The organism is Corallococcus sp. CA047B (assembly GCF_003612065.1).
Taxonomy (GTDB): domain Bacteria; phylum Myxococcota; class Myxococcia; order Myxococcales; family Myxococcaceae; genus Corallococcus; species Corallococcus praedator.
In genome coordinates, this window is sequence record NZ_RAWD01000201.1 from 1 (window position 1) to 17,959 (window position 17,959).

Genomic DNA, 17,959 nt, shown 5'->3' on the forward strand with positions numbered 1-17,959 from the left:
GACCCCTCCCCCGGAGCTGCCCATGCCCTCCTATCCCGCCGTCGAGACCTTCATCGAGAAGGCCTCCGCCGACGACGTCCAGGCGCTCTTCGCGCCCGTGAAGGAGGGCCTCGCCGGCCTCAAGGGGCCGCGCGCGGAAACCGGCAAGAAGGCCCAGGCTGCGATCGCGCGGGCCGAAGAGCTGTTGAGCATGCTCGTGGACGTCCGCGAGAAGCTCGTCGCCGAGTCCAAGCAGCCCAAGGGCCGGAAATAACAGGCGTTTCGGGGGCCTGGACGATTTCTTGTCACCAGCAGGCAACCTGAGGCTGGCATCCCCGATAATCCATTGAAAGAGCCAAGGGATGATCCCAGGCTCACCTTTAATTCGCTGGCAGCAGCGCGGAGGCTGAAAATGGGCGTCAAGATCGACAGCGGCATGATGGGTCCGAACCTGCGTATGAACACCCAGATGACCACGGCTCGGCAGACGCCGAACACGAGCTTTGGCGCGCGTGTCCAGAACGGCCTGAACAACGCCGCGGGCGTCGTGGGCGCGGGCGTGGGCTCCGTGGCCGGCTTCGTGCCGGGCGCGGGCATCGTCTCGGCCGCGGTTTCCTCCGCGCAGACCTTCTCCGGCGCCGCGGGCTCCGGCATGGCGGGCGGCCCCTACGCCGGCGTGATGAACACCGGCTCCGGCGCGGTGCCCACCACGTCCATGCCCGGCACGGGCGCGGGCGTCCCGGGCACGGGCGGCTCCTCCACGCTGGGCACCAGCGTCGGCGGCGCGGGCGGCGTGAGCGACTCGCTCACGAACAACGGCAGCCTGAAGGCCATGATGGACGACAACGTGAAGCTGCTGAACATGCAGTCGGCCATGCAGCACGAGTCGCAGCTCTTCACGGCGGTTTCCAACGTGATGAAGTCGCGGCACGATACGACCAAGAACTCCATCGGCAACATCCGCTAAGCTTCGGGCTTCAGCGGACAAACTGACCGGTGCAAGGAAGGCGGCCCTCGACGGCCGCCTTCCGTGCTTCCGGCCACGGGAAAGGCAGCGCGACGTCCATGGCGGAAACCTCCTCGGAGATTGCCAACAGCCTCGTGCCCCTGGCGCGCCAGCCGGCCATGGTGCTGCTGGAGTCCGGCTATCTGTGGCTCGACATGGGTCACTTCGACAAGGCCCGCGAAGTCTTCGTCGGGGCCGCCGCGCTGATGCCCAAGAGCGAGGTGCCGCAGATTGGCATCGGCGCCGTGGAGTTCGCCCAGGGCCACCATGACAAGGCCCTCCAGGCCTACCGGGTGGCCCAGCGTCTGGCGCCCCTGTCGTCGCTGCCCCGGGCACACGCGGGGGAGGCCCTGTTGTTCATGGGCAAGGTGCCCGAAGCGCTCAAGGAATTGAAGGCCGCCATGGACCTGGAACCGGAAGGCGACGGCGCCAGGCTGGCCCAGGCGCTCATCCAGGCGAAGGAAGCGGGGGCCCTGCCTCCGCCTCGGAAGTAGCAGGTAGGACGAAGGAGGTACGTCGATGGCTGTCGGTGGAGTCGGACGTGGGGGTGGGAAGGGCCGCGCGGGCGGCGTCAAGGGCGCGTCCGGTGCGGCGGGTGCCTCCGGCGCGTCCTTCGGCGGCAAGGTCGACAAGACCGAATCACTCGTCGGGCCTTCAGGTCTGGTAGGCTCCAGCAACGTCCAGGGCCCCCAGGCTGCGGATCCGATCGCGGCGCAAGCGCTCGCCATCGCCCGTCGGTTGAAGAACGGGGGCTTCAAGAGCAAGGAGGAGGCGACGAAGGCGCTCGTCTCCGAGGTGCTCCAGGAGAAGCTGCACATGAAGTCCGATGCCCTCACGGGCCGCATCGCCGGTGCCTTGCAGGATGATCCTCGGTTGAACCAGGTTCTCGAGCGGCTGTGGTCCAAGGCCGAGTGAGCGCGCCGCTTGCCTCTGGGTGAAGACAGGAAGGTCATCCTGGAGAAGTACGGCCCGTACGTGCGGTCGCTCGCGGCCACCGTGCGCAAGCAGTTCAACGCCCAGCTGGAGCTGGACGAACTGCTGGCCTATGGGCAGATCGGCCTCCTCGAGGCCGCGGAACGCTTCGACCCCAAGGTCGGCGCCAACTTCCTTACCTTTGCCCACTACCGCATCAAGGGCGCCATCTTCGATGGCCTCCGCAAGATGGGCGTCCTGAGGGGCGCGGATGCCCGCACCGCCTATCAGGGCGAGCGCGCGACCGCCTATCTTGGAAATCTTGCGGACCGCGAGCAGGGATCAAGCAACCGCGGGTCGTCATTCGACGATGATATTGGAGACATCTCGGATGCCGTGGCGGGACTTGCCGCGGTGTTCGCGGCGGGGGCGGAAGGGGCGGAGGCGGCGGGGTATGTCGACGAATCCCTCCCGGCGGATCAGCGCCTGGAGATGGAGCAGTTGAAGAACCGGGTGCGCTCGGCCATCGAGAAGCTTCCGGAGAAAGAGCGCAAGCTCCTGCAGGGCTACTACTTCCAGGGCAGGACCCTGGAAGAAGCAGGGGCTGAGATTGGGCAGTCGAAGAGCTGGGCGTCGCGGCTTCATGCGCGCGCCATTGACCGGCTCAAGGAACTCTTGAACGAGGAGGAGGAACTCCCTCCCCCCTCGACGGATGCAAGGAGGGTGTCACATGGCGGCTCCGATGAGCGGCATCTCCGCGGGACAGGTAGCGCAGCAAAAGCTGCAGGATCAGGGCGCCCAGCAGACGAACAAGACGGGCGCGTCCAAGTTCGACGGAGTTCTCGCTGACAAGGCCCAGGGCGCCGACAAGGCGGACGCGGCCCAGGGCGTGAACAAGGCCCAGGCCGCCAACAAGGTGGACACCGTTCGCCAGGTCGAGACCGTCAACAAGACGGAAAAGGCCGGCATGAACAAGGTCAGCGGCGCGGCCCAGCAGCCGGCCACCGCCAAGGGCGCCGAGCCCGTGGACGCCAAGGCCGAAACCGCCAAGACGGGCAAGTCGGGCGGCATGGTGTCCGACCTCGTCTCCGGTCTGGAGAAGGGCCAGGTCAGCATGGACAAGCTGATCAAGGAGGCCAGCTCCGGCAAGAACATGTCCAACGCGGAGCTGCTCGGGCTCCAGGCGTCCATGTACAAGTACTCGCAGGAGCTCGACCTGACCTCGAAGGTCGTCGAGAAGGCCACCAGCGGCCTGAAGGACGTCGTCAAGACGCAGGTCTGAGTTTCCACCCGCCGGGCCATGGCGGCATGCGAAGGGCGGTCCCTCCCAGGGTTGGGAGGGGGCGCCCTTCCGCGTTTTGCAAGGGCCCTGTTAAGCTACGTCCCGCCCATGACTCGCCGAACGCCCGCCTTCGCCGCCCCGCTCCTCGCCCTGCTGCTCCTCACCGGCTGCTCCATCGAGCTGCAGCACGAGCTGACGGAGGCGGACGCCAATGAAATCTACGTGCTGCTCAGCAAGAACGGCATCAACGCCAAGAAGGAGAAGGCGGAGGGTGGCAACGAAGTCCGCTTCACCATCGTCGTCCCCAAGGGCGACGCCGCGCAGGCCGCGGAGCTCTTGAAGCGCAACTCGCTGCCGCGTCCGGTGGAGAAGGGCCTGTCCCACTTCGCCAAGGGCAGCATGGTGCCCACCGCCACGGAGGAGCGCGCCATGCTCCTCAAGGCCATGGCCGGTGAGGTCTCCAACGCGCTCAATCAGATCGACGGCGTGCTGGAGGCGCGCGCCATCGTGATGATCCCGGAGAACAACGACCTGTCGCAGCCGGAGAACAAGCCGATGCCGTCGGCCTCCGTGTTCATCAAGTACCGCACGAACGAGCCCGGCAAGCCCCCCATCAGCCCGGACGCGGTGAAGCAGTTCGTCGCCAGCTCCGTGTCGGAGCTCAAGCCGGAGGCCGTCACCGTGCTGATGACGGAGGCCATGGCCCCCACGGCGGAGATGAGCGAGACGAACCGCCTCCAGGACGTGCTCGGCGTGCGCATGACGGCGGCCAGCGCCTCGACGTTCAAGATCATCCTCGGCGGCGCGTTCGCGCTCATCCTGGCGATGATGGGCCTCACCGCGTGGACCTTCATGCGCGGCGGTTCAGGGGGCGGGGCCGCCGCGGCGGCGCGTCCTGCCCGCGCACGGGGTGGTCGTCCGGAGTGACGTCGGTCCTCCGTGGCCCTCCTGGGGCGGGCCACGGGACATGTCCTCCAGGCCGGGGACATGCCTTCTTTCTTCAGCGGGCCACCAGGGGGCCCGCGAGGTGACCGTTGGATTCATTCTTCACCTCGCTCAGCAAGCGCCAGACCATGCTGCTCCTCACCGCGGTCACCTTCGGTGGCCAGGAGAGCATGGCCGCGCTGGAGCACCTTCCCGACGAGGAGAGCGCGCTCCTGCGGCACCGGGCGCAGGAGATCCTCCAGATTCCGCGCGAGAAGCGCCTGCCCGCGGTGGTGCAGGAGCTCAAGCGCCTGATGAAGGACCGGCGCGGTCAGCTCTGGACCGCGGATCCGGAGCGGCTGGCGGCGCTGCTGCAGCGCGAGCGCGGGGCCCTGGTGGAAGTGACGCTGCGCGCGCTGCCCGGCAACATGGCGGACGCGGTGCGCGGTCACCTGCCGCCGTCGCGCGTGAAGCTCACCCGCGAGGTGCGCCCGCAGGTCCTGGACATCATCCGCTGGAAGCTGGAGGAGGCGCTGGCGCGCGAGGTCGCCGGTCAGTCCGCGGGCTTCAAGTTCGCGGACGTGCTCAATCTCCAGACGCGCGAGCTGCTCACGGTCAGTGACCGCCTGGGCGCGCGCGTGCTCGGCCCGGCGCTGGCGGGGCTCCCCGAAGGAGAGCTGACGGGCTTCCTGGAGGCGCTGCCGCCGGACCTGCTCCAACTCGCGAGCAAGTCCGTGGCGGCCAATGCGCCGCGCAAGCTGCCGGAAGAGGACGCGCGCGCGCAGATCACGCTCCATGAAGGCTTCACCCGGCCGGCCGGCGCCATCCGCAGCGCGGGTGTGCAGCGGCTGGCGCGGGCGTGCGTGGCGCAGTCGCCGGAGTTCGCCGCGCGCATGCTGGAGAAGCACCGCGGTGAGTTCGGTCAGCTGGTGGCGAAGTGGGTGCGCGAGGAGCGCTCGCGTCCGACGGCCCGGGGCGATGGCGGACGCACCGACATCGTGATGGACCTGGAGCGCCTGGCCGTGCGCGGCCTCATCGAGCGGCCGGTGCGCTTGACGGCGCCGCCGCGCCCCTCCGCCGTGCTGCCGCCTCCGCCGGGTGCGCGCAAGGCCGCGCCGCCGCCGGAAGGCCGGCCCGCGTCGGGCGCTCCCTCCGCGAGGCAGGCGGCCCCGGCCGCAAGGCCCCCGGCGGGACGCACCACCGCGCCGGATCCGTCGCGGTCGCCCGCGCTGCGGGCCCCCAAGGCCCTGCGGGGTGGTGGCGGAGGCGCGCCCGCGGAGGATGCGGGCGCCAAGCGTGACTTCATGGCCGAGCGTGCGGCCCGCCGCGCGGGGGCCGCGTCCAGCCGTGACGCGGGACCGGGCGCGTCGCCGGGAGCGGGGCGTCCACGCCCTCCTCCGGGAGAGGGGCGCGGCCCGCCGGTCCTTCCCGAAGGGGACGCGAACGGTTCCCAGATGCGCCGCATGCCGGTGGAGCGTGAGCGGGGCCCCTCGCCCCGTGCGTCCATGGTCGCGCCGGAAGGGGATGTGAACGGCTCCCAGATGCGCCGGATGCCGGTGGAGCGCGAACGGGGCCCCGTGTCGCGGGTGGCCATGGTCCCCCCGGAAGGCGACGCGAACGGTTCTCAGATGCGTCGGATGCCGGTGGAGCGTGAACGGCCCCGCACGTCCACGGCGGCGCCGGAAGGGGACGCGAACGGCTCCCAGATGCGCCGGATGCCAGTGGAGCGCGAACGGGGGGCGGCGCCCCGGACGTCGACCGGGGGTGTTTCCGGCCGCCGCGAACCGGAAGGCAGCCGGCCCACGCGCCCCGGGCAGATCGATCCGGAAGGGGCCCGCATCGGCCCGCCACCCGCCAGGTTGGGCATGCGGGGCGAGTCCCGCCCGGCGCCCTCCGACGAACCCCAGGGCCGTCCTGTCCGGGCGGAGCGCCCTTCGCGGCCGTCCTCCGAGGAGGCTCCCCGCGAGCCTCGACGTCCGGACCCCTCCGAGGGGGCCCGGGTGCTGGGCTCGCGCACCGGAAGCCGCTCCGCGGCGCGTCCCGAACCCGGAGGCGAACCCGAGCGTCCCCCGCGCGTGCTCGCGGGCCGTGCTGCCCCGGCCGCTGGCCAGGCGTCCCAGCGCTCCACCTCCGAGGGCACGCAGGTGGGCCGCAGACGCCCCCCGCCCAACCGGGAGGCCCCGGAAGAGCCGGGAGGGTCTGGAGGGCGTGGACCGCGCGGCGGAACGCGCTAGCATCCGGCCCGCAAGGAGCAGCCCATGGCGATCGGCAAGGTAATCAAGGGGGATGGGGTGTCGGAGTCGGTGGTCGTCGCCGCGTCCGAACGACCGGTGCTGCGACCCCCGCGCGCGGGCGTGATGAACGCCGAGGTGTTCGAGGCGCGTCAGGGCGCCCAGGGCATCATCGAGGAGGCCCACCGCGAGAAGGAGCGCATCCTCGCGGAGGCGCAGCGTGAGAAGGAGGAGCTGTTCGCCCGGGCGAAGGATGCGGGGCGGCAGGAAGGCCTGGCGCAGGCGACGGAGATCGTCCTTCGCGCGAAGATCCAGGCCGGGGAGCTGATGACCTCCCACGAGCAGGACATCATCGGGCTGGCGCTGAAGATGGCGGAGAAGATTTTGGGTCGCGACCTGGAGCGCGAGCCGGAGCTGATGGTGGACCTGTGCGCCGCGGCCATCGACAACCTGCGCAACGCGCGCGCCATGGTGCTGCGGGTGCACCCGAAGACGGCCGCGGTGCTTCGCGCCAAGCGCCCCGTGCTGATGGAGCTCATCGGCCGCACGGTGGACCTGGCCATCAAGGAGGACCTGGAGGTCGCTCCGGTGGGCTGCATCGTGCAGACGGAGTTCGGCACGGTGGACGCGCAGCTGCCCACCCAGTTGGAGATGCTCCAGAACCTCCTGTTGCCAGACCCCGCGCGCAAGAGCGGTCCGGCCTGAGCCGGAGGAAGCAGCCATGGCCATCGACCTCTCGCGCTACTACGACCTCATCAAGGAGGCGTCCCTCGTCCGGGTGCGCGGCCGCGTCACCGAACTGACCGGCCTCGTCATCAAGGCGAGCGTGCCCAACGTCCGCATCGGCGAGGTGGTGCTCGTCAAGAGCCGCACCCGTGGCGCCATGAAGTCGGAGGTCGTGGGCTTCGTGGGCGACGAGGTGATGCTCATGCCCCTGGGCGAGCTGTACGGCATCGGTCCGGACAGCGAGTGCATCCCCACCGGTAAGCCCCTGACCATCAAGTGCGGGGACGCGCTCCTGGGCCGCGTGCTCAACGGCATCGGCGAACCCATGGACGGCCGCCCCCTGGAGGGCGACGGGCTCATCGACTGGTCCGTGGACCGCGACTGTCCGGATCCGTTCACCCGCCAGCGCATCGAACGGCCGCTGCCCCTGGGCGTCCGCTGCATCGACGGGCTGCTCACCGTGGGCGAGGGCCAGCGCGTGGGCCTCTTCGCAGGCTCCGGCGTCGGCAAGTCCACGCTGATGGGCCAGATTGCCCGCAACACCCAGGCGGACCTGAGCGTCGTGGCGCTCATCGGCGAGCGTGGTCGTGAGGTGCGCGAGTTCATCGAGGACGCGATGGGCGAGGAGGGCATGAAGCGCGCCGTGCTGGTGTGCGCCACGTCCGACCAGCCCAGCCTCGTGCGTCTGCGCGCCGCCTACGTCGCCACGGCCATCGCGGAGTACTTCCGCGAGCGCGGCGGCAACGTGCTGTTCATGCTCGACACGGTGACGCGTCTTGCGCGTGCCCAGCGCGACATCGGCCTCGCGATTGGCGAACCCCCCGCGCGCCAGGGCTATCCGCCCAGCGTCTTCTCCATGCTTCCGCGCATCCTGGAGCGCACGGGCAACTCGGAGAAGGGCAAGTGCACCGCCATCTACACCTGCCTCGTGGCTGGCGGTGACATGGAGGAGCCCATCGCCGACGAAGTCCGAGGTATTCTCGACGGCCACTTCATCCTCAACCGTGCCCTGGGCGAGCGAAACCAGTGGCCCGCCATGGACGTGCTCGCGAGCCTGAGCCGTGTGATGAGCGGCATCGTCTCCAAGGAGCACAAGAAGGCCGCCGGCAAGCTGCGCGAGACGCTCTCCACCTACGAGAAGCAGCGCGACCTCATCCTCCTGGGCGCCTACCAGGCGGGGGCCGACGCGCGCACCGACTACGCCATCGAGAAGTACGACGCCATCATCGACTTCCTCAAGCAGGACACCCACTCCAACTCTCCCTTCGAGGAGACGGTGGAGCAGCTCATCGCCCTCTTCGAGGACTGACGGCCCCCGTCCCCGGAGGTGGGGGCACGGGCGGGGCGTTTCCGGTTAGGATGCCCCCACCATGCCCCCGTACCGGTTGCAGGTGTTGCTGGACATGCGTGAGAAGGCGAAGGAGGAGGCCGAGCAGGCCTTCTCCGCCGCCATCAAGGCGCTGGAGAAGGAAAAGCAGGTTCAGGCCCAGTTGGAGGCCGAACTGGAGCGCCGCAAGAAGGAGCGCAAGGCCAAGGTGGCCGAGTACTTCCAGCAGATGATGGCCAAGGGCGCCGGCATCAACGGCATGAACATGATGGGCCGCTTCGAGGAGCGCCTGAAGGACGAAGAGGCCCAGGTCGCCCTCCAGATCGAACACCAGAAGGAGGTCGTCAAGGCGGCCGCCCGCCTGGTCGAGCAGCGGCGCATGCTGATGGCCGAGGCCGCCAAGGAGCTGAAGGCCATCGAGAAGAACAAGGAAACCTTCGTCAAGCAGGTGCGCCAGGAGCGCCAGCAGCGCGAGGAGCTGAACCAGGAGGAGATTGGCAACGCCTTGTTCCTGGCCCGCCAGCGCAAGTAACCTCCCGCCGCCCCCGAAGTCAGGAGAGGACGCCATGAGCCGAGTTGACGACGATCGCGATGCCGCGCGCATGGCGGAGCGGATGATCCAGGAGCGCAGGCTTGCCGAAGCCAAGGGCAAGAAGCGCCTGGAGGGTGAGTCCCTCTTCTCCAAGCTGGTCCAGCAGGGCCAGGCGGAGAAGGGCCAGCAGGAGAAGGGCAACCCGAAGGCCGCGACGGACGCGAAGTCCCCCCAGAGCCTGGCCAAGGCAGTGCTCGCGCGCGCCACCCAGGGCCAGGGCAAGACCTTCGACGAGAAGCTGGCCCAGAAGGAGACCGGCTCGGCGAAGCCCGGGGAGTCCGCCCAGGGCGCCCAGCAGTCCCAGCGCCAGGGGGAGACGCAGTCGCTGACCCAGCGCTCGGAGACGCGCAAGTCGGAGGTCAAGGAGGACAAGCGCTCCAACGACGTGCGCGACGGCGACCTGACCAAGGCCGGAGGCGAGTCCAGCCGCCTGAGCGCCGAGAAGGGCGAGATGAAGGTCGACGTCAACGCCGGCGGCGGTAAGGGCGCGGGTGGTGGCGGCGGCAAGGAGAAGGACGAGAAGGGCGGGCAGATGGCCGCCGCGGGCTTCCGCTTCAACCCCGCGCTGATGGCGCCCGTCCCGGTGGCGAAGCCCAAGGACATGGCCGGCTCGGAGCGCCTGCGCCAGATGGCCAGTGAGATCGCCCAGAAGATCGTGGAGCGCGTGCGCGTGGGCACCAACGCCCTGGGCAACGCGGAGTTCCAGATCGACCTGCGCGGGGACGTGCTCAACGGCCTGTCCATCAAGGTCAGCGCGAGGAACGGGAAGATCTCCGCCACCTTCAGCGGCAGCGACCGCGACACGCTGAAGCTGCTGGAAGAGCACAGCGAGGGCCTGCGCAGTGCCCTGGGAGGTCGCGGGCTGGCGCTTGAGCAGCTGCGGTTCGAGGCGAAGACATGAGTCTGGAGCCGGACGACGAACCCGGAATCTACGAGCGCACCATGTTGGTCGACACCCGGAAGCTGGGTCCCCCCGCGAAGCCCGCCTCGGCACCGGCACCGCAGCAGCCGGTGTTGCCCTGGCGGCCCTTCGTCTTCACGCACCTGGAGAAGGTGTCGCGCGCGCAGGGCCTGCTGGCGGAGCGGCTGCGCTGGCTGACGCCGAACCCGGGCACGCTGGAGACCCTCTGCGCGCGGCTCAAGGCCCTCTTCGACGTGGACGTGCGCCTGACGGTGGAGTCCGCCCAGGCTCGCCCCATGACGGAGCTGCGCCGCTTCCTGGGCGACCCGTCCTTCCTGGCGGTGCTCGCGCCCGGGGCGCTCGCGGGGCGGGGCGTGCTGGAGATCGAGCTGTCCCTGGCGCACTCGGCGGTGGACCTGCTGCTGGGCGGCGCCGGTGAGACGGTGGGCCTGCGGCCGCTGACGGACATCGAGGAGGGCGTGATGGGCTACGTCGTCCTGGAGGCCCTGAAGGAGCTGGCGCCCGGGCTGCAAGAGGGGGTTCCCCGGCCGAGGCTGGACGGCGTGGCCCGGGGCGTGGATGAGATCTCCGCGCGGCTGGGCGAGGACGGCCCGATGCTGGCGGTGCACCTGAACGCGGTGGTGGGGCCGCACCGCGGCATCGTGCGGCTGGTGATTCCGTCGGCGGTGCTGGAAGCGGCCGAGCCGGCGGTGGAGAGCGCCCAGCGCCGCGAGCAGCGCCGCGCGAACATGAAGGCGCACGGGCGGCGGCTGTCCACGCTGCGCGACTGGCTGCGCGCGGAGATTGGCGTGGCGGAGCTGTCCGCCCAGGACCTGGCCTCCCTGCGGGTGAAGGACGTGCTGCTGCTGGACGCGCTGTCGGCGCGGCCGGACCGGGGCGAGGCTGGCACGGCGCAGCTGCGGCTGGGCCTGGGACGCACCGGTCACCTCGCGGCGGACGTGTTCGTCGAGAACGGCCGCTACCGTGCGCGCATCACGGAGGTCGTCCCCGGCGAGACGGGCCACTCCCAGGCGGAGCCCGGGGCCGGCGGAAGTGAGAACGAGGACTTCACCAACCCGGAGCTGGACGTACCTCCGGAACTGGAAGGGGCGGCTTTGGACGACGCGAACAACCGGGATGGAAGCGATCTGCTCAGCGACCTGCCCCTGCAGGTGGCGGTGGAGCTGGCGCGCGTGGCCATCACGGCGGAGCAGGTGGTGGGGTTGCGCACAGGGCAGGTCCTCGACCTGCGCCGTGGGCCGGGTGAGCCGGTGGACCTGTCGGTCAACGGCAAGGTGGTGGCCCGGGGCGAGCTCGTCGAGATGGACGGACAGCTCGGCGTGCGCATCATCACCCTGGCGGGATGAGCCTTCCTGCCTCGTGCACCCCAGGGCAGGCGGGCAGGGGACCCGCGTCACGCTGGGGGCCGTGGCGGTCCTGACTCGGGTGCACTAGGCTCGCGCCCATCCATGGCAGTCCTCCGTCTCTCCTCCTCGCGCGGTTTGCTCGGCGCCGCGTTGCTCTTCGCGTCGTCGGCCGTCCTGGCGCAGGCGCCCGTGGCGCCGCAACCGACTCCCGCCGCGCCTCCGGCGAAGGCTGACGCCGTCGTTGCGCCGACCGCGCTGAAGGCCACCGCTACGCCCGTGCCGGCGGCGCCTCCATCGAAGGCCGCCGCGGTCGTCCCACTGACGCCGTCAGCGCCGAAGGCCACCGTCGCGCCGCAAGCGGACGCCGACGCACCGGCCGCTGCCGCATCGCCTGCGCCCGCCGTCGCGGCCCAGCCCGCCGCGCAGGCCGTGGAGCCCGACGCCGCGAATCCGGCGGACCGGGCCTCGCGCCACGCGGATGAGCTGGACAAGGAACTGGGGATCGCCGCTCCGGAGGAGCAGGAGAGCCTGGGCTGGGTGGTGGTGCGCACGGTGGCGCTCCTGGGCGCGGTGCTCGCGTCCATCTACCTGACGCTCAACGTGGGTCTGCGCCGGCTGATGGGGTTGCAGGGCGTGCCCGTGGGCAAGGCGTCGGTCGTGTCGGTGATGGAGCGCATCCCGTTGGATCAACGGCGCACGCTCTTCGTCTTGAAGGCCGCGGACGAGTACCTGTTGGTGGGTGGCGGCGAGGGTGGCGTGCAACTTGTGTCGAAGCTGGACCGGGACGCCGTGGAGCGCATCCGCGCCGCGCGGCCTCCGTCGTCCCCGGTGTCCCTGAGTCCTTTCCTCCAGAAGCTCCTCTCCCGCCGGACCGGTGGCCCCACGCCGCCGCCGGGCGTCTGAAGGCCGTCACGTGAACCGTTCGTCTCCCGCCCGCTCGCCCCTGTTCCGCGCTCCACCCTGGCTCTTCGCGGCCCTCGTATCGCTGCACCCGTTCGTCGCGTCCGCTGCGAAGAAGGGGGGCGCGGACACCTCCATGCCGGACTCCCTGGTGAAGGAGGCGGTGAACTCCGACTCGTTCACCTCCCGGCCCCTCATCCTCATCCTCGCGCTCGCGGCCATGTCGCTGCTGCCGTTCGCGCTGATGATGGTGACGAGCTTCGTGAAGATCTCCGTGGTGCTCTCCATCGTCCGCTCGGCGCTGGGCACCCAGCAGATTCCCCCCACCCAGGTCATCACCGGCCTGGCCATCATCCTCACCGTCTACATCATGGCCCCCATCGGCCAGGAGATGTACCGGGCGGGCGGGGTGGACATCTGGTCCCGGGGCACGGCGGTCTTCTCCTCGGAAACGGTGGGCACGCTGCTGGGCGCCGCGGACAAGTCCAAGGAGCCCTTGCGTGACTTCCTGATGAAGAAGGTCACCAACAAGGACCGCACGCTCTTCTACAGCCTGGCGAAGAAGATGCGGAAGGAAGAGGACCGCAAGGACATCGGGCCCAATGACTTCATGGTCATCGTCCCGGCCTTCGTCGTGTCCGAACTGAAGGAGGCCTTCCAGATCGGCTTCCTGCTCTTCGTGCCGTTCATCGTCATCGACATGGTGGTCGCCAACATCCTCCTGGCGCTGGGCATGCACATGCTGTCGCCCACGACCATCTCCATGCCCTTCAAGCTGCTGCTGTTCGTGCTCGTGGACGGCTGGTACCTCATCGCCAAGGGCCTGGTCATCGGCTACCTGTAAGGAGCACCGCACTCCCATGAATCAGCTCACGTTCATCACCCAGGAGGCGCTGTTCCTGGTGCTCGTGGTCTCCGCGCCGCCGGTGCTCATGAGCCTCCTGGTGGGCTTCCTCATCTCGCTGTTCCAGGCCACCACGCAGATTCAAGAGCAGACGCTCACGTTCGCGCCCAAGGTCGTCCTCGTCTTCGGCGTGCTGGCCATGACGGGTCCGTGGATTGGCGGCCAACTGCTGCGCTTCACCTTCCACGTCTTCGACCGCTTTCCGGCGCTCATCGGCAGATGAACATCGGCGAAGTCATGGCCGAGCTGGGCACTCGGATCAACCTGTCGGTCACCATCTTCACGGTGGCCCTCATCATGTGCAGGGTGATGCCCATCCTCATCTTCAGCCCGTTCCTGGGCGGTGAGGTCGTGCCCGCGGAGATGAAGCTGGGCCTGGGCCTGCTCATCTCCATCGTGCTGTTCCCGTCCGTCTCCGACCGGCTGGACAAGATCCCCATCAGCGCGCTCCCGTACATCGCGCTCTTGTGCAAGGAGATCTTCATCGGCTTGTGTCTGTCGTACATCGTCAACACGGTCTTCGACGCGGCCCGCGTGGCCGGCACGCTGATGGACACCATGTCGGGCAGCAACAATGCCCAGCTCTTCGTGCCGCAGCTGGGCACCCAGGTGTCGCTCTTCTCCAGCCTCAAGGTGCAGCTGACCGTGGTGCTGTTCCTGTCGCTGGACGGGCACCACATCATCATCCGCGCGCTCGCGGACAGCCTCCAGGTCGTCCCGCTGGAGGGCTTCCCGCGCTTCAGCCACGGCGTGTGGCCCTTCTTCGACCTGATGATCCGCGCCTTCGCGAACCTGCTCACGGTGAGCCTGGCGCTGGCCGGCCCCGGCATGGTGGCGGCGTTCTGCACCGACCTGGCGCTGGGCGCCATCAACCGCGTCGCGCCGCAGGTCCAGGTGTTCTTCATCGCCATGTCCCTCAAGCCGCTGATGGGCGTGTTGATCATGTTCATCGCGATGCACGTCATCGTCGGACGCATGCAACTGGAGCTGGGCAACATGCTCCGCATGGTCCAGCGCGCCATCCAGCTTCTGGCCTAGGCGCCCCGGGATTCCTCCATGTCGGAAGAGAGTGGCGACAAAACAGAGGAGCCGTCGCAGAAGAAGCTCGACGACTCCCGCAAGAAGGGCCAGGTCTGGAAGAGCAAGGACCTGACGGCCGTGGCCGTGCTCGCCGCGGGCATGGGCATCGCCCGGGCCACGTGGGGCACGGTGGAGGAGGAGGTCGCCGTCCTCTTCCGCTTCAGCTTCGATCAGATCGCCCACTCGAAGGACCTGGGGCTCGCGACCACCCAGCTGCTCTACATGGGGCTGCGGACGATGCTGCTCCTCACGGTCCCGGTGGCGGCGGGCGCGGCGGTGTTCGGCGGGTTGATGGACTTCCTGCAGGTGGGGTCCCTCTTCACGATGGACCCGCTGATGCCCAAGATGGACAAGCTCAACCCCATCGCCGGGTTGAAGAACATGTTCACGAAGAAGACCTTCGTGGAACTGCTCAAGAACCTCGTGAAGCTGTCGGTCGCCGCCTATGTCGTCTACGGCGTGGTGCGCGACTCCATGCCCCTCGTGATTGAAACCGTGCGGCAGGACACCGACGGCATCATGGTCATCCTGGGGGAGATCATCTACCGCGTGAGCGTGCGCATCCTCATGCTCTTCGTCATCTTCGGCATCTTCGACGTGTGGTGGCAGCGCAAGTCGTACATGAAGGACATGATGATGACGAAGGACGAGGTCAAGAAGGAGTACAAGCAGAGCGAAGGCGACCCGCACCACAAGGCCAAGCGCAAGGAGCTCCACCAGGAGATCATGGAGGGGGCCCAGATGGAGGCGGTGAAGGACGCCAGCGTCATCGTCACCAACCCGGACCACGTCGCGGTGGCGCTCATCTACGACCAGGGCAAGGACGGGGCGCCCCGGGTGCTCATCAAGGGAATGGACGCCAAGGCGGAGCGCATCAAGGCGCTGGCGCGCGCCTCGGACGTGCCGCTCTTGCGCAACGTCCCGCTGGCCCACGCGCTGCTGCGCGTGGAGGTGGGCGAGGAAGTGCCGGAGGAGCTCTACGACGCGGTCGCGGAGGTCCTGAACTTCGTCTACGGGTTGAAACAGGAAGCGGCGCCCACGGCGCGCGCTTGAGGAGGGCCCATGGCCAGTGACGAAGAGGCGGACATCGCCATCGCCATCAAGTACGACAAGCAGGCGGACGGCGCGCCTCGCGTGGTGGCCAAGGGGATGCGCCTCAAGGCGGAGAAGATCAAGGAGATCGCCAAGCAGTACGGCATCCCCGTGATGCGCAACGTCTCCCTGGCGCACGCCCTGTACCGGGTGGACGTGGGGCAGGAGGTTCCGGAGGAGCTCTACGACGCGGTCGCGGAGGTGTTGAACTTCATCTACACCCTGCAGCGGGAGCAGGCGGGCTGACGTCAGGGGGGCTGGACGCGGCCCCCTCACCTGGGTTGAAGTCGGGCCACCATGGCCAGAATCAACAATCCTCCCCCCAGTACAGCCCTTTGGCCCTGGGGTGGTCCCCGCAGCGTCCGCGAGCGGCTGGTGGACCCCGCCCAGCTCGAGCGCGCGAAGAAGCTGCGCAAGGCAGGCAACCCGAAGAACCCGGCGCTGGCCTCGGCGGCGCTCCTGGACTCCATCGGTCCGGCGCACTCGTCGGAGGAGCTCCGCCTGCCGCTGCCGCCGCACCCGGGCGGGCATGACGCGGACCTGGAGGGCTTCAGCGACCGCCCCTACCTGGCCAGTGTCGCCGGCCGCGGGGGCGACGGACAGCAACGGATGCTGGAGCGCGGCCTGTCGCGGGTGAACGCGCCGCCGGAGCGCTTGGAGCGCCTCAAGGCCCTGCTGCAGCGTGAGTCCGCGATGCTGGGCCTGGTGGATCAGGTGAGCGCGGAGTCCCAGGAGATCCTCCGCCGCATGTGGGAAGAGCAGAAGGACGAGGGCTACTGATCCATGGCGTCGCTGGACCCCGAGGATCCGCAGGACGAGGCGAAGCTCACCGCGCTCCTTCAGCGCTGGGCGGAAGGCAAGGCCACGCTCCGCGAGGTGCGCGGCTACTCGAACGATGAGCTGTACGCCATCGCCAAGACGGCCTACTTCTTCTTCTACCAGGGCCGGGTGGCCGAGGCGCGCACGCTCTTCCAGGGCCTGTACGCGGTGAACCCCACGGACGTGTACTTCGCCAAGGCGCTGGGCGTGGTGGAGATGGCGGCCGGCAACGGGCAGGGCGCGCTCGCGGCCTTCGACGTGGCGGCGAAGCTGGCGCCGCAGGATCCGTCCGTCTACGTGGGCCGCGCGGAGGTGAAGCTGGCCATGGGCCAGAAGCCCCAGGCGCTGGAGGATCTTCGCCGCGCTGCGGCGATGACGCCCGTGGATGATCCGGTGGTGCGCAAGGCCGGCGCCATGGTCACCGCCCTCACGCGGCGCTGAAATCCGGCCGCGCAACCCTGGGGGATTCCAGGGTTCGGAGAGCTTCAGGAGTTTCTAGACACCCTGGATCTTCTGCTAGGGTGAATGTGTCAGTCATCCTTGAATCCCCCCTTCACCCGAGGACAGTTCCATGTCGAATCCGAATCCTGATCCGCGAGTCCCCGCTGAGATGCCGCCTGCCGCGCCGGAAGAGCTGACCAAGAAGCGCGAGGGCATCATCTCCGGGCTGGATGCCGCCTCGAAGGGCGCGACCGGGACGCTTCAGCAGGTGCTGCGCAAGATGTCCGAGCTGCTCGTCAACACCAAGGACGGCGCTCACATGAACATGGCGCTGTACCAGGACGTGAAGGACGCCTTCAACCGGCACCTGGGTGAGGCGGGCAAGAACCCGGCCCTGGCCACCATGCCCCCCGTCCTCATCGAGGCGGTGGAGTGGATGCAGAACTACCTGACCTCGCGCGGCTTCGAGCCCTCCGCCGCGGCTCCCGCCGCCGCCGCCGCTCCCGCCCAGGTCGCGAAGCCCGCGGCCGCCGCCGGTCAGGCGGGGCCGAAGGACGCCTTCGTGAGCGACAGCGCGGCCAAGAAGCGCGCCGCGATCACGGGTGACGTGCCTCCTCCTCCCTCCATCGCGAACGCCCCTCCGCCGAGCACGCAGGAAGTGCAGAAGGACCTGGAGTCGTTCAAGGCGTGGATGAAGAACCCCGCCCTGGGCAAGCTCAAGGGCTAGCCGTCCGCGGGAGGGGGGCGCTCTTCGTGAGGAGATCGCCCACCTGCCACGCAACTCCCAATCTCCGGCGCGGATAATCCCCTCAAGATTCAACTTCCTTCCAGGAGTTCCCCCATGGCTGGTGGAGTGAGCGGTGTTGGCGCGAGCAACGCGCAGTACAAGACGTCGAACACCTCCGAGGCGGAGAAGACGAAGGTCGTCTCGGACGTCATCAACTCGGCCGTCGCCGGGATGAACGAGTCGAAGGGCAGCCTCAGCTTCCTGGGCGAGGGCCGCATCGACAAGGTGAAGGGCAAGATCCAGGATGACATGAACAAGTTCATCCAGGCGAACCCCAACGCGACGCCCGCGGAGATCGAGGCGGAGGCGAAGAAGTCGGCCTCGAAGAACGAGTCTGTCGCCACCTTCGACAAGATGCGCGACGACAACTTCTTCAAGAAGCTCATGTCCCGCCGCAAGGAGCTCATCGGCGACATGTGGGGCTGAGTCGTCCCCACGCTTGCTGAAGTCCCGCTGCCGCCCGTCCCACCTTCCGAGGTGGGGGGCGGCAGTTGCTTTTTGCGGGCAAGCGCCCAGGCAGCTCGGGTGCCTGGGTCAGAAGGGTCGCTACCTTGCTGTTTCTTCCGATAGAACCTGTCTGGGGACAGATGGACCCGGGCAGGCCGGAGCCCGGACGGAGTCAGAACCCGAGGAGGACGCGGATGCGCTGGACGAACAAGGCGGTGGCTTGGGGGCTGGTGGGATTGCTG

Annotated in this window: 23 protein-coding genes; all 23 read left to right on the forward strand. The window is 68.9% G+C overall.

The features are described from left to right. A partial coding sequence (locus tag D7X74_RS26785; RefSeq protein WP_120535845.1) for a hypothetical protein occupies positions 1–253 on the forward strand: 253 nt, incomplete at its 5' end. A gap of 138 nt (positions 254–391) precedes the next feature. Beyond that, positions 392–946 (forward strand): hypothetical protein, encoded by a 555-nt coding sequence (locus D7X74_RS26790; RefSeq protein ID WP_120535846.1) that lies wholly within the window; start codon positions 392–394, stop codon positions 944–946. Positions 947–1,044: 98 nt separating this feature from the next. Then, positions 1,045–1,479, forward strand: a complete 435-nt coding sequence (locus D7X74_RS26795; protein ID WP_120535847.1) for a lipopolysaccharide assembly protein LapB — start codon at positions 1,045–1,047, stop codon at positions 1,477–1,479. A gap of 25 nt (positions 1,480–1,504) precedes the next feature. Further along, positions 1,505–1,900 carry a hypothetical protein gene (locus D7X74_RS26800; protein ID WP_120535848.1) on the forward strand — a complete coding sequence of 132 codons (396 nt, stop codon included), beginning with the start codon at positions 1,505–1,507 and terminating at the stop codon, positions 1,898–1,900. 9 nt (positions 1,901–1,909) lie between these two features. Further along, a complete protein-coding gene (locus D7X74_RS26805; RefSeq protein WP_120535849.1) occupies positions 1,910–2,746 on the forward strand; it encodes a sigma-70 family RNA polymerase sigma factor in 837 nt (278 codons plus the stop codon). Positions 2,747–2,786: 40 nt separating this feature from the next. After that, positions 2,787–3,179: an ATP-dependent helicase HrpB gene (locus D7X74_RS26810; RefSeq protein ID WP_120535865.1), complete on the forward strand. Its 393-nt coding sequence runs from the start codon at positions 2,787–2,789 to the stop codon at positions 3,177–3,179. A 108-nt stretch (positions 3,180–3,287) separates the two neighbouring features. Beyond that, positions 3,288–4,106 carry a type III secretion protein gene (locus D7X74_RS26815; RefSeq protein WP_120535850.1) on the forward strand — a complete coding sequence of 273 codons (819 nt, stop codon included), beginning with the start codon at positions 3,288–3,290 and terminating at the stop codon, positions 4,104–4,106. Between the two features lie 107 nt (positions 4,107–4,213). After that, positions 4,214–6,337 (forward strand): hypothetical protein, encoded by a 2,124-nt coding sequence (locus D7X74_RS26820; protein ID WP_120535851.1) that lies wholly within the window; start codon positions 4,214–4,216, stop codon positions 6,335–6,337. Between the two features lie 24 nt (positions 6,338–6,361). Beyond that, positions 6,362–7,039 carry a FliH/SctL family protein gene (locus D7X74_RS26825; RefSeq protein ID WP_120535852.1) on the forward strand — a complete coding sequence of 226 codons (678 nt, stop codon included), beginning with the start codon at positions 6,362–6,364 and terminating at the stop codon, positions 7,037–7,039. A 16-nt stretch (positions 7,040–7,055) separates the two neighbouring features. Beyond that, complete coding sequence (sctN, locus tag D7X74_RS26830; RefSeq protein ID WP_120535853.1) at positions 7,056–8,369, forward strand: type III secretion system ATPase SctN; 1,314 nt, start codon at positions 7,056–7,058, stop codon at positions 8,367–8,369. 61 nt (positions 8,370–8,430) lie between these two features. After that, entirely contained in the window at positions 8,431–8,919 is a 489-nt protein-coding gene (locus D7X74_RS26835) for a flagellar assembly protein FliH (RefSeq protein WP_120535854.1), read from the forward strand. Positions 8,920–8,953: 34 nt separating this feature from the next. Further along, positions 8,954–9,880: a flagellar hook-length control protein FliK gene (locus tag D7X74_RS26840; protein WP_120535855.1), complete on the forward strand. Its 927-nt coding sequence runs from the start codon at positions 8,954–8,956 to the stop codon at positions 9,878–9,880. Beyond that, positions 9,877–11,247: a type III secretion system cytoplasmic ring protein SctQ gene (gene sctQ / locus D7X74_RS26845; protein WP_120535856.1), complete on the forward strand. Its 1,371-nt coding sequence runs from the start codon at positions 9,877–9,879 to the stop codon at positions 11,245–11,247. Before D7X74_RS26840 ends, sctQ begins: the two co-directional genes overlap by 4 nt. 102 nt (positions 11,248–11,349) lie before the next feature. Continuing rightward, positions 11,350–12,150 carry a flagellar biosynthetic protein FliO gene (locus D7X74_RS26850; protein ID WP_199741899.1) on the forward strand — a complete coding sequence of 267 codons (801 nt, stop codon included), beginning with the start codon at positions 11,350–11,352 and terminating at the stop codon, positions 12,148–12,150. A gap of 10 nt (positions 12,151–12,160) precedes the next feature. Further along, complete coding sequence (gene sctR, locus D7X74_RS26855) at positions 12,161–12,991, forward strand: type III secretion system export apparatus subunit SctR (protein ID WP_120535857.1); 831 nt, start codon at positions 12,161–12,163, stop codon at positions 12,989–12,991. 16 nt (positions 12,992–13,007) lie between these two features. Then, a complete protein-coding gene (gene fliQ, locus D7X74_RS26860) occupies positions 13,008–13,274 on the forward strand; it encodes a flagellar biosynthesis protein FliQ (protein WP_014398418.1) in 267 nt (88 codons plus the stop codon). Continuing rightward, positions 13,271–14,089, forward strand: coding sequence for a flagellar biosynthetic protein FliR (locus D7X74_RS26865; protein WP_120535858.1), 819 nt, complete (start codon positions 13,271–13,273; stop codon positions 14,087–14,089). Before fliQ ends, D7X74_RS26865 begins: the two co-directional genes overlap by 4 nt. 18 nt (positions 14,090–14,107) lie before the next feature. Beyond that, positions 14,108–15,184, forward strand: a complete 1,077-nt coding sequence (sctU, locus tag D7X74_RS26870; RefSeq protein ID WP_120535859.1) for a type III secretion system export apparatus subunit SctU — start codon at positions 14,108–14,110, stop codon at positions 15,182–15,184. A gap of 9 nt (positions 15,185–15,193) precedes the next feature. Next, positions 15,194–15,469: an EscU/YscU/HrcU family type III secretion system export apparatus switch protein gene (locus D7X74_RS26875; protein ID WP_120535860.1), complete on the forward strand. Its 276-nt coding sequence runs from the start codon at positions 15,194–15,196 to the stop codon at positions 15,467–15,469. Between the two features lie 51 nt (positions 15,470–15,520). Further along, a complete protein-coding gene (locus D7X74_RS26880; RefSeq protein WP_120535861.1) occupies positions 15,521–16,003 on the forward strand; it encodes a hypothetical protein in 483 nt (160 codons plus the stop codon). Positions 16,004–16,006: 3 nt separating this feature from the next. Then, complete coding sequence (locus D7X74_RS26885) at positions 16,007–16,483, forward strand: SycD/LcrH family type III secretion system chaperone (protein WP_120535862.1); 477 nt, start codon at positions 16,007–16,009, stop codon at positions 16,481–16,483. Between the two features lie 130 nt (positions 16,484–16,613). Next, positions 16,614–17,210, forward strand: coding sequence for a hypothetical protein (locus D7X74_RS26890; protein WP_120535863.1), 597 nt, complete (start codon positions 16,614–16,616; stop codon positions 17,208–17,210). 114 nt (positions 17,211–17,324) lie between these two features. Beyond that, positions 17,325–17,696, forward strand: coding sequence for a hypothetical protein (locus D7X74_RS26895; RefSeq protein ID WP_120535864.1), 372 nt, complete (start codon positions 17,325–17,327; stop codon positions 17,694–17,696). The last annotated feature ends 263 nt before the right edge of the window (positions 17,697–17,959 follow it).

Bases quoted from the DNA above. Each gene is read 5' to 3' on its own strand.
- D7X74_RS26790 (WP_120535846.1), top strand. From the start codon at position 392: ATGGGCGTCAAGATCGACAGCGGCATGATGGGTCCGAACCTGCGTATG.
- D7X74_RS26795 (WP_120535847.1), top strand. From the start codon at position 1,045: ATGGCGGAAACCTCCTCGGAGATTGCCAACAGCCTCGTGCCCCTGGCG.
- D7X74_RS26800 (WP_120535848.1), top strand. From the start codon at position 1,505: ATGGCTGTCGGTGGAGTCGGACGTGGGGGTGGGAAGGGCCGCGCGGGC.
- D7X74_RS26815 (WP_120535850.1), top strand. From the start codon at position 3,288: ATGACTCGCCGAACGCCCGCCTTCGCCGCCCCGCTCCTCGCCCTGCTG.
- D7X74_RS26825 (WP_120535852.1), top strand. From the start codon at position 6,362: ATGGCGATCGGCAAGGTAATCAAGGGGGATGGGGTGTCGGAGTCGGTG.
- sctN (WP_120535853.1), top strand. From the start codon at position 7,056: ATGGCCATCGACCTCTCGCGCTACTACGACCTCATCAAGGAGGCGTCC.
- D7X74_RS26835 (WP_120535854.1), top strand. From the start codon at position 8,431: ATGCCCCCGTACCGGTTGCAGGTGTTGCTGGACATGCGTGAGAAGGCG.
- D7X74_RS26840 (WP_120535855.1), top strand. From the start codon at position 8,954: ATGAGCCGAGTTGACGACGATCGCGATGCCGCGCGCATGGCGGAGCGG.
- sctQ (WP_120535856.1), top strand. From the start codon at position 9,877: ATGAGTCTGGAGCCGGACGACGAACCCGGAATCTACGAGCGCACCATG.
- D7X74_RS26850 (WP_199741899.1), top strand. From the start codon at position 11,350: ATGGCAGTCCTCCGTCTCTCCTCCTCGCGCGGTTTGCTCGGCGCCGCG.
- fliQ (WP_014398418.1), top strand. From the start codon at position 13,008: ATGAATCAGCTCACGTTCATCACCCAGGAGGCGCTGTTCCTGGTGCTC.
- D7X74_RS26865 (WP_120535858.1), top strand. From the start codon at position 13,271: ATGAACATCGGCGAAGTCATGGCCGAGCTGGGCACTCGGATCAACCTG.
- sctU (WP_120535859.1), top strand. From the start codon at position 14,108: ATGTCGGAAGAGAGTGGCGACAAAACAGAGGAGCCGTCGCAGAAGAAG.
- D7X74_RS26875 (WP_120535860.1), top strand. From the start codon at position 15,194: ATGGCCAGTGACGAAGAGGCGGACATCGCCATCGCCATCAAGTACGAC.
- D7X74_RS26880 (WP_120535861.1), top strand. From the start codon at position 15,521: ATGGCCAGAATCAACAATCCTCCCCCCAGTACAGCCCTTTGGCCCTGG.
- D7X74_RS26885 (WP_120535862.1), top strand. From the start codon at position 16,007: ATGGCGTCGCTGGACCCCGAGGATCCGCAGGACGAGGCGAAGCTCACC.
- D7X74_RS26890 (WP_120535863.1), top strand. From the start codon at position 16,614: ATGTCGAATCCGAATCCTGATCCGCGAGTCCCCGCTGAGATGCCGCCT.
- D7X74_RS26895 (WP_120535864.1), top strand. From the start codon at position 17,325: ATGGCTGGTGGAGTGAGCGGTGTTGGCGCGAGCAACGCGCAGTACAAG.